Raw genomic sequence first — 13654 nt, 5'->3', positions numbered from 1 at the left:
ATTCAAGGCCAAGCAATGGGCCACAATGGCATTATTAATTATGAAGTGGATATTCAGGATAATAAAATTGAAGATCTGAAAATTTTGAAGCATTCAGAAACGTCCGGTATTTTCAATCAAGTCATTGATAAATTAAAACATAACATTATTGAAGAACAGTCGTTTAATGTCGATACGATCAGTGGGGCGACAGTGATGACGCAGGCGCTACTGAAGTCAGCGGACCAAGCAGTGACTAAGCAAGGTATTTCGGTGACACCCGTGCCTAAGAAAGCCCAGTCTGGGGCCATCAAGCACTATCAAACTGATGTCTTAGTTATTGGCGGTGGTGAAGCGGGCTTAGTTGCTGGCTGTCGAGCCTTAGCGCAAGGTCAAAAAGTGATTTTAGTCGAAAAGAATGGCTACTTAGGTGGCGCGACTGTTTTAAATGGTTCAAATGTGGTCGGTACCGGTTCAGATGTTTCTGCGCAAATCTTTGACAATAATCATGATACGCCCGAAATGTTGGCGCAGGATGTGGCTCGTGAAAGCTTAGAAACGAACTATCCGGCCTTGACGGATTTAATGGTCAAGCATATTGGGCCAGCGATTGATTTTATTAGTCAGTTTGCCAACTTGCATTATCAAAAAGCCCAAACGCAAACGCCTGAACATTCAATCAATCGTCAAATCGAATTGCCGTCTGCTTCTAGTTTCGAATTCATTCAAAAAGTTTCCAAAGCCTTTACTGCTGCGGGTGGTCAGATTTTGCTGGATATGCCGGTTCAATCTTTGCGGCTTAATCGGCAAAAGCAAGTGACGGGCGTGATTGCCAAGCAACATGGTCAAACGGTTAAGATCAAAGCACGTTCGGTCGTGCTCGCCACGGGTGGTCATGGTGCTAATCAAAAGATGCGTGGTGCTGAAAGTACAGGCATCGATTATTATGGGCCAATGACGTCGACTGGTGATGCCTATCGCTTTAACGATGCGCTGGACTTGCAGACCCATGATTTAGGGTGGTACAAGATCTATCCACATGGGGTTGAAGTTGAACCGGGCGTGGCTAAGTTAACGACTTATGCGTCTAAACAAGCGACCGATATGGGTTCGATTTACGTGAACTCAAAAGGTGAACGGATCGTCAATGAATCGAACGTTTATACGGCGTTCCGCAATGCCATTTTGAAGCAGGACGATAAAGTGGCTTACTTGCTAATGGACGAGCGGACTTGGAAGAAAGTCTATGACCTCTTGATCTTGCATGACTTTACGCCCCAAGAAATTCAAGGCTACTTCGCGGATCCGGCCAAACGGCCCATCTTTGCGAAGGGTGATTTACAGACGGTCGCTACGATCGCCGGGATTGATAGCGCGCATTTGGCTAAAACGGTGGCAGCCTATCAAGGTTATGTTGCGGCTGGTCATGATCGTGAATTTGGCCGTGATCCGCAGTTCTTGCATCAATTTGAAGGTGAGACTTACTATGTCATCGAACAACGCGACCGTTTTGCGACGACTTTAGGTGGCTATGCGGCGGATGCACATAACTTACAACTGTTGACGACTAAAAACACGCCGGTCGCGAACTACTTTGGTGCTGGTGAAGTTATCGGCGGTGCCAACGGGCATGATTCAATGCCAAGTATGATGAACACTTGGGGAATCTCTTCAGGTTATGTTGCTGGCGCAGCGGCGAGTGCCAATGCTAAGCGTCAAGCCAGTGCTGGCGATAATGAAGCGCACCTCGTGGCTATTGTTGGGACCAATGCTTCCAAATCTTATAATCGAAAATTGTTGACTGCGATGAAGGAATTATTTGATGCCCAAGTAAACTTTGAAATTTGCGAGATTGCGGATTTGCCATTGTTTAATGAAGATGATTTAGACCATGAACCGGCCAATGTCAAAGCACTAGGTGCCAAAATTGCGGCCGCGGATGGTGTGGTCATCGGGGTACCCGAATATGATCATGCGATTCCTGCCGCGTTAAAGAGTGCCATCGAATGGTTCTCCTGTGCGGAACATCCGTTTAAAGACAAGCCGGTCATGATCGTCGGAACGTCGCTTGGCATTCAAGGAACGGTTCGCGCCCAAATGAATCTCCGGCAGATTCTGGATGCGCCCGGTGTGGATGCCCAAGTGATGCCAGGCAATGAGTTCATGTTGCCGCAAGCTGGAACTAAATTTAATGAATTTGGCCAGTTGAACGATGATGGCAGTGAGCACTTCTTGACCCAATGCTTCAACAATTTCTTAGATAGCTTGTCATTGAAGCCAGCTAAGGTCACAATCTAATAATGAAAAAACCAGTCAGACGCTAAAATTTGACTGGTTTTTTGAATATGTGGGGTGCTTAGTCACTGGTGAAGCATATTTTAGGATTAAAGTTCAAAAAATATCATATGTACTATACTTATGTTATAGTAAAAATGTAAAAAAGAAGTGCAAATGAGCACTTCCTACAGGCAAACCCTTTTAAGAGTAGTGGCCGATAATTGGTAAATTAATAAAAATAATCACCTAAAACTGGCTAAAGTTTTTGTAGGTGGTTATTTTTTTGTTTTCTGGTCCTGCGCGACTCGGTAGATGAACTTAGCTAAATCGTGTCAACTTATAAATTTAATTGTATAAAAATAGCGATGCCTCAGATTGAGACATCGCTAAATGCTGATTAGTTTATTCAGCGGCAGCTTGGAAGAAGATGGCAGTACCCCAGTCTTGGCCTTTGATTGCTGATTTAGCAAGCTTAGCAGCGGCTTCTGGGTCGTCTGAACTGGTCTTGAAGCGTAGTTTCATACCTTGCTTTTCAACGAATTCAAAAGTGACGCCGTCTTCGTTATAGTTGTTTAATAGATCAATAATTTTATCTTGCATTAGTGGTGAGTTTACAAAAATCATGAGTTATCCTCCTAGAATTTTAGCGTTGTTTGTTCACTTAATAAAGCGCTTTCTAAAAGCTTAGCAATTTTAACGAAAGCTGTCAATGGGAGACTTGGCAATCAGCTGTGGTCTAATGCTTTGTAGCGCTTAGGTTTAAAATGAGTCATCAAATATCCGTCTCCAGTGGCCAGCACAGTCGTCGTAAAGCAAACTTACAGTGAAAGCACAGATCTGCAAGGTGAACGAACTGGTTAGCTTAAACATAAGCTGGTGGCTTAATTAATGGAATATTGGCAAAGCTAGAATTTGGTAGTAATCAATTGAAATTAGAATCACTAATTAGCGCAGGGCGGGCTGGATGATGCTCAGTGGTGAAGTTTTTCTTAGCTGCTGGGCTTCCGGCTTAGAAAAAGCCCGGCTTGTGAGACCGCACTTTGGCTCACAAACGTGGCCACCACGTTCCAGCATCAAGCCAGACCAACCGGAGCGGCAAGTTAAGCAGATATCCCCTAGTTAAATGTTTTACTAAAGTTCGCCATGGCATCTGCTATAATAAATAATGAAAACGGTTTATAAAACACGGAGGTGCTTGGCAATTGGAAACAAAAGAAACAGTTTTTGATCGATTGAATGGTCAGGATGTACTGCGATATACCTTAATTAATGATCAACAGACCAGGATTTCAGTCCTGAGTTATGGTGGAACTTGGCAAGAGTTTGTGGTCAATGAAGATGGGGTGGAGCGACCACTCATTTGGGGCTTAGATACCATGGCCGACTATCAACGCGTGGGTTTTTGCCTTTGCCAGTCGATTGGCCGTGTCGCGGGTCGCATCGGTGGCGCTAAGTTTGAGATTGACGGTCAACCTTATCAAGTAGATATGAATGAACAGACGCACTCATTACATGGTGGCTTGCACGGTTTCAACACCTTGAACTTTACGGGTGAATTTAGTCGGACGGCCGATAGCGTGAGCGTGACGTTAAGTCATCATATTCGTGCAACTGATGACAATTATCCAGGTAATTTAGATGTCCAGATCAAATTCACTTTGACTAATCAGAATCGAGTCTCAATTGCCTTTACCGGTGCGACGGATGCGGCGACACTCTTCAATCCCACGAACCATGTGTATTGGAATGTGGCCAATGATCGGACGACACTAGCTCATCAGTGGTTACAGATTCATAGCGCAAAGCATCTTGAATTTGATACCGAGAAGGTGCCAACCGGTCGGAAATTACCGGTTAAAGATTCAGCTTACGATTTTAATTATCCGCAACCAATTCAGGAAGCTTTAAAACAGCTCAAAGTGGAAAGCGATGGGGTGGAATTTGATGACGCCTATGAAGTGACGCCGAGTGCGACGACCCCAATCGCGGCTTTAGGGGATACTGATGGTCAACGCCGGATCAGCTTATATTCAGATCGGAATAGTCTAATCATTTTCACGGCTAATCCCTTTGATGGGGCGCAACAAGCGGCGCATCAGTATAATGCTTTAGCCACAGAAGCGCAGACTTTGCCAGATGCGATCAATCACGCTGACTTCGGCAATATCGTGCTACGTCCCGGTCAGCCAGTAACGCACACCATTAGTTATCAATATGAACGGTTAACAAAATAGCAAAAAGTAAGGGCCACATCGAAAGATGCGGCCCTTACTGTACCTAATAATTATATTAATAATAGCACATTATTTAAATAATGTTAGGTTTTCTACTTACTTTTTTTTAGTTGTGCGCGAGTTTGGTTTTGACTTTGCTCTAAATTGACACTGGTATCTGTGGCGTGTGCCTGATTCTTCGGCCAGAAGAAGGCTTCGATTTCTTCCAAAGTTTTGTCTTTGGTTTCTGGTACAAAGAAGTGTACGCCGACGAAGATGATCACGTTCATTAGCGCGAAGAAGATAAAGGTGTTACGTCCGCCCCAAGCGTTCAACATGACGGGTGTAAATTGCCCAACCGCCCAGTTGGCGCCCCACAGAAAGATGGTACAGATACCGGAGGCTCGGGCCCGTAAATAGGTGGGGAACAATTCAGGAATCATGATCCAAGGAATTGGTCCCATGGAGATGGCAAATGAGATCACGAAACCAAAGAGGCTGATTAAGAGTAACAGACCGTTACCACTTGCAAAAGCGTACGCAATGGCGGCCGACCAAGCGGTTAATAAGCCCGCACCGATCATCAATAACTTTTTGCGGCCCGCGCGGTCGATCATTAACGTTGCGCCAATCGTGGCGACCATGTTAATGACCCCGATACCGGCAGTTGCCATGAATTGGGAGTTACCACCAAATCCGGCCGTCTGAAAAATTTGTGGGCCGTAATACATAATGACATTCATTCCAGCAGCCTGGTTACAGAAGGCTAAGAAGATCCCGATACCTAGTGCGCGTCGTAGCCCGGGTTGGAACAGTTTAGCCAAAGTTGAGTTGCGATCGCGACGAATCGCCGTCGCAATTTCCGTCATTTCGTTTTGCGCGCCAGCTTGACCATTGATCTTAACTAAAATATTGAAGCCGGCTTCGACTTTAGTGTGTTGGATCAACCAACGAGGACTTTCAGGTGCAACGACTAACGCAATGAAGAAGAGCAAGGCTGGTACTGCGCCAATACCGAGCATCCAACGCCAGCCGGTGACTTCGCCCCAATGGTAACCGCCTTGATTAACAATTAGGAGGTTAACGAAATAAGTTAGGGCAATCCCGATGGTGGTTAAGAGTTGGTATAAGGAGGACAACGTACCCCGAATCGCAGCTGGGGCGACTTCTGAAATATACGTGGTGGCTAATGAAGAAGCTAAGCCAATCCCAATCCCACCAACGATCCGAGCGCCCACTAATTCAGCTGGGCTATGGGTCGCAGCGGAAAGCAAGGCGGCGATGAAGAACAAGCCAGCGCCCCACATGAGAATTTTACGGCGTCCAAAGCGATCACTCAAGAAGCCGGAAAAGGCGACCCCAACGACGCCACCAATCATAATACTGGATGTAATGAAGCCTTGTGCGGCCGGGGACAGGTGATAAAGGGTCTTTAAAAAGCCAATGGCTCCTGAAATACAAGCCGTATCATAACCATACAATAAGCCAGCCATCCCAGCTGCAAGTGAGATGAGGATGACGTAAAACTTACGATGGGTCTCTTCCTTAGATGCCATAATCAATTCCTCCTAAAATCTGTTAACAAATCGTGAATTTATTTACTAAAGTTTACTTAAAGGAGTTTAGTTCAAAAGTTGGCCTAATGTCAAGCGCTTTCTTTGCTGAAAATAACCTCTTTGATTAACATTATTGTTAGAGTCGTGATGATAACAGCCCCTTTTAGTGTTGAAAAAATTTAGTTAAAATTGAAAACGGTTGAATTCGATTGACACCAGCAATGGAAAGGCTTATATTAATTCTAGTAAAACTTTTAGTAAAAATGGAGGGTCACAAGATGAGAACCAGCGACTTACAGCAAGAATTTAAAACAACCTTTAACCGAACAGCAGAACGGGTCTTCTTTTCACCCGGTCGAATTAATTTGATTGGTGAACACACCGACTATAATGGGGGACACGTTTTCCCTTGTGCCATTAGCATTGGGACGTATGGCGTTTATGCGGCACGGACTGATCAGACGGTACGGCTATTCTCAGCGAATATTCCGGCGCAAGGCATCGTTACTTTTGATGTTAATGAGTTAACTTACGATAAGGCTGCTGGTTGGACGAATTACCCGAAAGGCATGATGGCTGAATTGGTCAAAACGGGCGTTACGTTTGATCATGGCTTTGATTTATACATCCATGGTAACCTGCCGGATGGCGCGGGGTTATCTTCGTCAGCGTCCATCGAACTCTTGACAGGGATCGTTTTAAAGACGGCCTTCAAGTTAGAGGTGAGCCAATTAGAATTGGTTAAATTAGGCCAAAAGTGTGAAAACAACTATATTGGCGTCAATTCAGGCATCATGGATCAATTTGCGGTCGGCATGGGCAAAAAGGATCAAGCCATTTTATTAGATACTAATACGATGGCCTATTCATATGCGCCGGTACAATTAGGCGACCACGTTATTGTCATTATGAATACAAATAAACGCCGCGAATTAGCGGATTCCAAGTATAACGAACGCCGCTCAGAGTGTGAAGAAGGCTTACGGCGTTTGCAGACAAAGTTGGCGATCAAATCGTTAGGTGACTTGAATGAGGCTGAATTTGACGAAGCAGCTTATCTCATTAATGATGAAACGTTAATTAAGCGCGCCCGCCACGCTGTATTTGAAAATCAACGGGCCATTCGGGCAACGAAGGCTTTGGCCAATAATGATCTGGACACCTTTGGTCGGTTAGTGACAGCTTCACATGTCTCATTGCATTTTGATTATGAAGTGACGGGGAAAGAGCTCGATACGCTGGCTGAAGCCGCTTGGCAACAACCAGGCGTGCTAGGGGCTCGGATGACCGGCGCTGGTTTCGGTGGTTGCGCGATTGCGATTGTGGCTAAAGCTGAAGTGGCTAACTTTAAAGCCAACGTTGGTCAGGCTTATCGTGATGCGATCGGTTATGACACAGATTTCTATATTGCAGAAATTGCGGATGGCCCCAAAGAATTGGCTTTAGTTGAAGCATAAGGATTAAGTAGAAGTGGAGGAATTGAGATGGCAGTTTTAGTTTTAGGTGGCGCGGGCTACATTGGTTCACACGCCGTTGATCGATTGGTTGCAAAAGGTTATGATGTCGCGGTCGTGGATAACTTGGTCACCGGGCATAAGGATGCGATTAATCCCAAGGCACGTTTTTACGAAGGCGATGTTCGGGATACGACTTTTATGACTGAAGTTTTTGATAAGGAAGATGTTGAAGGGGTCATTCACTTTGCAGCCTTTTCGATTGTCCCAGAATCCATGCAAAATCCGCTCAAATACTTTGATAATAATACGGCAGGTATGGTTAAGTTATTAGAAGTGATGCAAAAGCATGACGTAAAACGGATTGTCTTTTCATCAACTGCCGCAACTTATGGTGAACCCAAACAAGTGCCAATCAAGGAAACTGATCCCCAAGTGCCAACCAATCCTTATGGTGAAAGTAAACTAGCGATGGAAAAGATCATGCATTGGTCGGATGTGGCGTATGGCATCAAATTTGTCGCCCTACGTTATTTCAATGTGGCAGGCGCAAAACCAGACGGCAGCATCGGTGAAGATCATCATCCTGAGACCCACTTAGTGCCAATTATTTTACAAGTGGCTGCGGGTGAACGAGACCAATTACAAATTTTTGGTGACGATTATCCAACGCCTGATGGGACCAATGTCCGTGACTATGTACACGTGGTTGATTTAGCAGATGCCCATATTTTAGCCTTGGAATATTTGAAACAAGGTCATGATAGCAATGCTTTCAACCTAGGTTCTTCGACCGGCTTTTCAAATAAGCAGATGTTGGATGCAGCACGGACTGTTACGGGTAAGCCGATTCCAGCTGTGATGGCACCACGACGAGCAGGCGATCCCAGCACGTTGATTGCGGCTAGTGATAAAGCGCGCGATGTTTTAGGCTGGACACCACAGTATGATGATGTCAAAGAAATTATCAAGACGGCTTGGAACTGGAAACAGCGTCATCCAGCTGGTTATGATGATCGAGGGGGCCAAGCTTAATGACAACTGTCGATCAATTTGTTACCGCGGTGATTGCCTCACCGTCACAATATACGGAATTAGACCAGATCTATGTGCATAATCGCGTCTGCGCGCTCGTGGGCGATGAAGCGCCAATTGAAGCGGTCGATGACCAATTAACGAGTCTAACGGATGCCCTAGTTCAAACGGCCATCAATCAAGGTAAGATTGAAGATAGTCCTTCAGATAAGGCTATTTTGGCGGATCAATTAATGGATCTCGTGACGCCATTACCCTCGGCTTTAAATCAAACGTTCTGGAATAAATATCAAACGAGTCCACAAGCGGCGACCGACTATTTTTATCATTTGAGTCAAGCCAATGACTACATTAAGACTCGTGCGATTGCGAAAAATGTGGTTTTCCCGGCCAAGACTGATTTTGGTGACTTAGAAATCACGATTAATTTATCCAAGCCTGAAAAAGATCCGAAAGCCATTGCGGCCGCAAAGGATCAACCAGAAAATGGTTATCCGTTGTGTCAACTCTGCATGGAGAATGAAGGGTATCTTGGACGGCTCGGTTACCCGGCGCGGAGTAATCATCGAATTGTGCGGTTAACGCTCGGTGGCGAAACTTGGGGCTTCCAATATTCGCCCTATGCGTATTTTAAGGAACATTCGATCTTTTTGGATCAAGTGCACCGACCGATGGTGATCAATCGGCAAACGTTCAGTAATTTAATTGAAATCGTTAAACAATTTCCACATTATTTCGTGGGCAGCAATGCCGATTTGCCAATTGTCGGCGGGTCGATGTTGACGCATGAACACTATCAAGGTGGACGACACGTTTTCCCAATGATGAAGGCGCCGATTGCTCGCAAAATTGACTTAGGTGTGGCGGATGTTGAAGCCGGCATTGTTAAATGGCCCATGTCAACGATTCGCTTGATGAGTTCGAACACTGAGGCCTTGTTGGATGCCGCAACTAAGGTGCATCAAATCTGGCAAACTTATTCAGATGAAAGTGTTGAGGTTCGCGCAATGACGGCAGGTGTTCGGCATCATACGACGACTCCAGTTGCTCGTAAAGTTGGCGATCGCTACGTTTTAGATTTAGTCTTGCGTGACAATCAAACTTCTGCCACTTATCCCGATGGTATTTTTCATCCCCATCAGGATGTTCAACATATTAAAAAAGAAAATATCGGCTTGATCGAAGTGATGGGACGGGCTATTTTGCCAGCACGGTTGAAGACGGAACTTCATGAGGTTGCAAATTACGTTTTGGGCCGTCATAATCAGATGGTAGCCATGCATCAACCTTGGGCAGACGCCCTAAAGGCGAAGCATGACTTTACTGCCGATAACGTCACTGAAATTATCGATCGTGAAGTGGGCCAAGTCTTTGCCCGGGTCTTAACGGATGCTGGGGTATTTAAATGGGATGCCCAAGGCGAAGCGGCTTTTGATCGGTTTGTAGCGGCAGTACAAGCAAAATAATGTTATTTTGAAATCAGTCCTGGTTTGACCGGGATAGCTTAAAATAGGGGGCCATAGCATGGCGGCAACACTAAAAGACATTGCAAACGCCGTTGGGGTTTCGCTGGCGACGGTCTCACGTGTCTTAAATTATGATCAATCTTTATCAGTGGGCGATGAGACCCGTCAGCGGATCTTTACCGTCGCAGATAAATTACAATATTCAAAAAACAAACGACGGACCAATGTGCCCGTTGCCAAGCAAAAGTTGGCGATCGTGCAGTGGTATTCAGAGTCCAAGGAACAAGATGACCTGTACTACATGTCGATTCGAATGGGAATTGAACGGCAGGGCCAAGCCCGTCAATTTGAAGTCACTCGAATCTTTCAAAATGATACTGGTCAGTTGGACGCGGATGTTGATGCCGTGATTGCGGTCGGTAAGTTTAGCCCACAACAAGTCCAAAATATGGCCACCTTGACTGATAAACTCGTCTTTGTCGATGATGACCAGTTTCCGGCTGGTTTTGACAGCGTCTTGACGGACTTTAAGCTCGCCACGGAACAGGTCGTCGCTTATTTCTGGCATCAAGGCATTCAAGATATCGGGATGATCCATGGTGCGGAAATGACGACGGATCATGCACTAGAAGTCCCAGATCAACGTTTCTTGAGCTTTAAAGCCGCAATGGAAGCGCGTCATGCCTTTGATCCAAGCCGGGTCTTTCAAGGCGACTATACGAGCCAATCTGGTTTTAAGATGATGCAACGTGCCATCAAAACCCTAGGTACTGATTTACCACGGGCATTCTTTATTGCGAATGATCCCATGGCTGCTGGGGCTTTGAAGGCGTTGCAAGCCGCCAAGATTAAGGTGCCTGAACAGGTCAAACTGTTTAGCTTTAACGATACGTCGTTAGCGACGTTTGTGTATCCGGAATTGAGTTCAGTCCGGGTCGCAACCGAATTAATGGGTGAAACTGCAGTGGACCTGATTGTAAATCGCTTGAAGACTGGACGTACAGTGCCACAACGCGTGGTACTGGGGACTCAGTTGGTTGAGCGTGATAGTACAAAATAAAAAGTAAGCCAAATTGAAAATCGATTTGGCTTACTTTTTATTTAGAACGTATGTTCTTTTCTCTTGAGAGTGGGTATACTGAAAAGCATAGCCAGACAATGAAATTAGGTACAAGCCAGCTAAAAGCTGAACAAAAGATTAATTAATTGAAACACGTGTTTGATACGTGTATTATCAAAACTGTCTTAAGAAAGATTACGGCTGAAAAATCGTAAATTGTTGCAGCTATTTTTGACTAATGGTTGGGTACTTTTTAGGCACGGCCATGATCATGATGTCTGGACTAATGGCACTGAAAAGGAAATTATTCCGCGGCATCGTGAGCAAAACGAGCGCTTGGCACAGCACCTGATAAAAAAGCACATTTTAAAGTAACTGGGAAATCATAGAGCGAGGTATTGCAATGAAAGATAGAATAGTTGTTTATCCAATTGTTATTAGCTATGAAGAAGATGGAACCGATGTGCCATATTTGGTAGCGATTCCGGCGCTGGATGGCATGACCCAAGGTAAATCAGTCGCAGATAGTATTCAAATGGCACGTGACTTTATCGGCTTGAAGGCAATCACTTTATTGGCTGATGATGAAGAACTACCAGAAATGCCGAAGAAGTTGCCAACAACGACTAATAAGGATGACATTGTGACGTTAGTAGATGTCAATGTTGATGAGTATCGTCGTAAGCATGATAATCGCGTCATTAAAAAAACACTGACGATTCCTAACTATCTAAATGAAGCTGGAATTGAAGCCGGCATCAACTTTTCGCAAGTGCTTGCTGAATCCCTGAAAGAAAAATTAGAAGCATAGCAAAACAGCATCCAAGGCCTTTAATCTTGGATGCTGTTTTTTAACGAATCAATGGTGCCTCGGCGTGCTTATAAAGAATATTAATTGTCCGTCTCCGTTGATTGACGCCTTCAAGCTGTAAAGAGTTCGGTCAGACCAACCGAAGTGGTAGGCCGAGCAGGCACTTATTGTGAGTTACTCGTGTTCACCAACGGTCACATTATTCTTACCATGTTGCAGTACCAAATAGTGCAACGTGCCAAATACAGCACCAACTAAGGCGGGAACCAGCCAGTCCATCCCACTTGACGCTAATGGCATGAAGGACTGAACCTGTGCCATTGCCCGACCGAGGGTACTTTGACTAACAGCTGCTGGGAACGCAGCCATCATGTCGAATACGGCTGGCACAACTGTGAAGACTACGACCCACCGATAAACGACTGCGGCTTTATGAAACAGTGGCGACAAGATCGACAGGAAGATCAAAGCCATCGCTAATGGGTAAAGAAACATTAGTACAGGGGTCGACCAAGCAATGATCTGGTTTAAACCGACATTTGCCGTCAAAAATGAGGCCAAACAAGTGACACGTAACCAGGCTTTATAACTTAAAAAGCCAAAGTGTTTATGGAAGTCTTGTGCGAATGCGGCAACTAAACCAATTGCTGTAGTCAGGCAGGTAGTGATGATCAAAACTGCTAAAACTGCCTGACCAAAGGCACCCATATAGTGATTCACGATTTGATTAAAGGCGACCCCGCCATTGTCGGAAAGTTTGAATACACCTAATGATTGTGCCCCGACTAAGATGAGCAGCACGTAGATGACGCCTTCAAAACTCATGGAAAATAGCCCCGCTCGAGCGGTGACCCAGGCCGCTTTATTCGGATCGGTTTGGCCCATAAAGTTCACTGCCGTCACGATGGTTACCCCTAAAGCTAGGCCGGCTAAAGCATCCATCGTGTTGTAACCTTGTAAAAAGCCGTTAGTAAAGCCGGCCGTTTGATAAGCGGCGGTGGCTGTGGTCGTGCCGGCACTGGCTAATGGACTACTGAAAGCGACAAAGAAAATAACAACTAACAATAATAAAAATAATGGATTTAATAATTTGCCGACGCGGTTCATGATCTTATGCTGCTCCAGCGACAAATAGTAGGCGAGTCCGAAGAAGGCCGCCGAAAATAGTAGCAACGCTAAGGTTTGATATTTAGCGGAGAAGAATGGTGCCAGGCCAACGGTAAAGGAAACTGTTGCTGTTCGGGGCGTGCCGAAAAACGGGCCAATAGTAAAGTGGATCAAGACCATGAAAACGACGGCGAACGTGGCACCCAGGGGTTTACCAATGTCGTAGACCCCTTTGGATTTCGTGACACAGACGGCTAGCACTGAAAGTAGCGGTAACAAGACGGCCGTTACGAGAAATCCCAGGGCGGCGATACCCCAGTGACTGCCAGCTAATTGACCCAAATGTAGTGGAAAAATTAAGTTACCGGCCCCAAAGAAAAGGGCAAAGATCATGGAACTGAGGGTCACATAGTCGCGTTTAGTTAAGTTGCGTTTTTGGATTTTATTTAGCATAGAAAGTCTCCTTATAATTTTGTTGGTTAAACAAAAAACGTCCTTGCAGTCTGAGAAATCTCTCAGATACAAGGACGTTTAAAACGTGTTACCACCTTAGCTTCGCGACAGTATCGCTACCATCACCTTCAGAGGTACGGCAAGTGACCGGTCGCTTGCGATACCTTGGCTCGATAATGGGAGCACCCAACTGCAACTAGGCCGTAGCCATCGTCACTGCCGCTCAAAACTGATTTTCGGTCT

10 protein-coding genes are annotated in these 13654 nt (G+C 45.4%); 7 read left to right on the top strand and 3 right to left on the bottom strand.

What is annotated here, in order from left to right:
- The first annotated feature begins 15 nt into the window (after positions 1 to 15).
- Positions 16 to 2277: an FAD-dependent oxidoreductase gene (locus RA086_RS13560; protein WP_407659099.1), complete on the top strand. Its 2262-nt coding sequence runs from the start codon at positions 16 to 18 to the stop codon at positions 2275 to 2277.
- A 381-nt stretch (positions 2278 to 2658) separates the two neighbouring features.
- Here RA086_RS13560 and RA086_RS13555 read toward each other — a convergent pair whose 3' ends face one another.
- Entirely contained in the window at positions 2659 to 2880 is a 222-nt protein-coding gene (locus RA086_RS13555; protein WP_308704304.1) for a hypothetical protein, read from the bottom strand.
- 578 nt (positions 2881 to 3458) lie between these two features.
- Between RA086_RS13555 and RA086_RS13550 the strand changes: the two genes are divergently transcribed.
- Positions 3459 to 4490 (top strand): aldose epimerase family protein, encoded by a 1032-nt coding sequence (locus RA086_RS13550; RefSeq protein WP_308704303.1) that lies wholly within the window; start codon positions 3459 to 3461, stop codon positions 4488 to 4490.
- Between the two features lie 92 nt (positions 4491 to 4582).
- On the opposite strand, the gene RA086_RS13545 is transcribed toward RA086_RS13550, so the two are convergent.
- The gene (locus RA086_RS13545) at positions 4583 to 6025 is read right to left on the bottom strand and encodes a sugar porter family MFS transporter (protein WP_308704302.1); all 1443 of its coding nucleotides are present in this window, start codon (positions 6023 to 6025) and stop codon (positions 4583 to 4585) included.
- 278 nt (positions 6026 to 6303) lie between these two features.
- Here RA086_RS13545 and RA086_RS13540 point away from each other — a divergent pair, with 278 nt between their 5' ends.
- The 5 genes from RA086_RS13540 to RA086_RS13520 all read left to right on the top strand — a co-directional run bounded on the left by RA086_RS13540 (position 6304) and on the right by RA086_RS13520 (position 11851).
- Positions 6304 to 7482, top strand: coding sequence for a galactokinase (locus RA086_RS13540; RefSeq protein ID WP_308704301.1), 1179 nt, complete (start codon positions 6304 to 6306; stop codon positions 7480 to 7482).
- Between the two features lie 27 nt (positions 7483 to 7509).
- A complete protein-coding gene (gene galE / locus RA086_RS13535; RefSeq protein ID WP_308704300.1) occupies positions 7510 to 8514 on the top strand; it encodes a UDP-glucose 4-epimerase GalE in 1005 nt (334 codons plus the stop codon).
- Positions 8514 to 9980 (top strand): UDP-glucose--hexose-1-phosphate uridylyltransferase, encoded by a 1467-nt coding sequence (locus tag RA086_RS13530; protein WP_308704299.1) that lies wholly within the window; start codon positions 8514 to 8516, stop codon positions 9978 to 9980. Before galE ends, RA086_RS13530 begins: the two co-directional genes overlap by 1 nt.
- A 58-nt stretch (positions 9981 to 10038) precedes the next feature.
- Entirely contained in the window at positions 10039 to 11040 is a 1002-nt protein-coding gene (locus RA086_RS13525) for a LacI family DNA-binding transcriptional regulator (RefSeq protein ID WP_308704298.1), read from the top strand.
- A 403-nt stretch (positions 11041 to 11443) separates the two neighbouring features.
- Complete coding sequence (locus RA086_RS13520; protein ID WP_308704297.1) at positions 11444 to 11851, top strand: type II toxin-antitoxin system HicB family antitoxin; 408 nt, start codon at positions 11444 to 11446, stop codon at positions 11849 to 11851.
- 174 nt (positions 11852 to 12025) lie between these two features.
- Here RA086_RS13520 and brnQ read toward each other — a convergent pair whose 3' ends face one another.
- Entirely contained in the window at positions 12026 to 13411 is a 1386-nt protein-coding gene (gene brnQ / locus RA086_RS13515; RefSeq protein WP_308704296.1) for a branched-chain amino acid transport system II carrier protein, read from the bottom strand.
- Positions 13412 to 13654: the final 243 nt, after the last annotated feature.

This window comes from Lactiplantibacillus brownii (genome assembly GCF_031085375.1).
Classification (GTDB): Bacteria; Bacillota; Bacilli; order Lactobacillales; family Lactobacillaceae; genus Lactiplantibacillus; species Lactiplantibacillus brownii.
The sequence above is the reverse complement of the archived record's forward strand: the minus strand, read 5'-3'. Positions and strand labels throughout refer to the sequence as shown.

What these genes read in the sequence shown, in the direction of transcription:
- RA086_RS13560 (WP_407659099.1), top strand. Translation starts at nt 16, where the DNA reads ATGGGCCACAATGGCATTATTAATTATGAAGTGGATATTCAGGATAAT.
- RA086_RS13555 (WP_308704304.1), bottom strand. Translation starts at nt 2,880, where the DNA reads ATGATTTTTGTAAACTCACCACTAATGCAAGATAAAATTATTGATCTA.
- RA086_RS13545 (WP_308704302.1), bottom strand. Translation starts at nt 6,025, where the DNA reads ATGGCATCTAAGGAAGAGACCCATCGTAAGTTTTACGTCATCCTCATC.
- RA086_RS13540 (WP_308704301.1), top strand. Translation starts at nt 6,304, where the DNA reads ATGAGAACCAGCGACTTACAGCAAGAATTTAAAACAACCTTTAACCGA.
- galE (WP_308704300.1), top strand. Translation starts at nt 7,510, where the DNA reads ATGGCAGTTTTAGTTTTAGGTGGCGCGGGCTACATTGGTTCACACGCC.
- RA086_RS13530 (WP_308704299.1), top strand. Translation starts at nt 8,514, where the DNA reads ATGACAACTGTCGATCAATTTGTTACCGCGGTGATTGCCTCACCGTCA.
- RA086_RS13525 (WP_308704298.1), top strand. Translation starts at nt 10,039, where the DNA reads ATGGCGGCAACACTAAAAGACATTGCAAACGCCGTTGGGGTTTCGCTG.
- RA086_RS13520 (WP_308704297.1), top strand. Translation starts at nt 11,444, where the DNA reads ATGAAAGATAGAATAGTTGTTTATCCAATTGTTATTAGCTATGAAGAA.
- brnQ (WP_308704296.1), bottom strand. Translation starts at nt 13,411, where the DNA reads ATGCTAAATAAAATCCAAAAACGCAACTTAACTAAACGCGACTATGTG.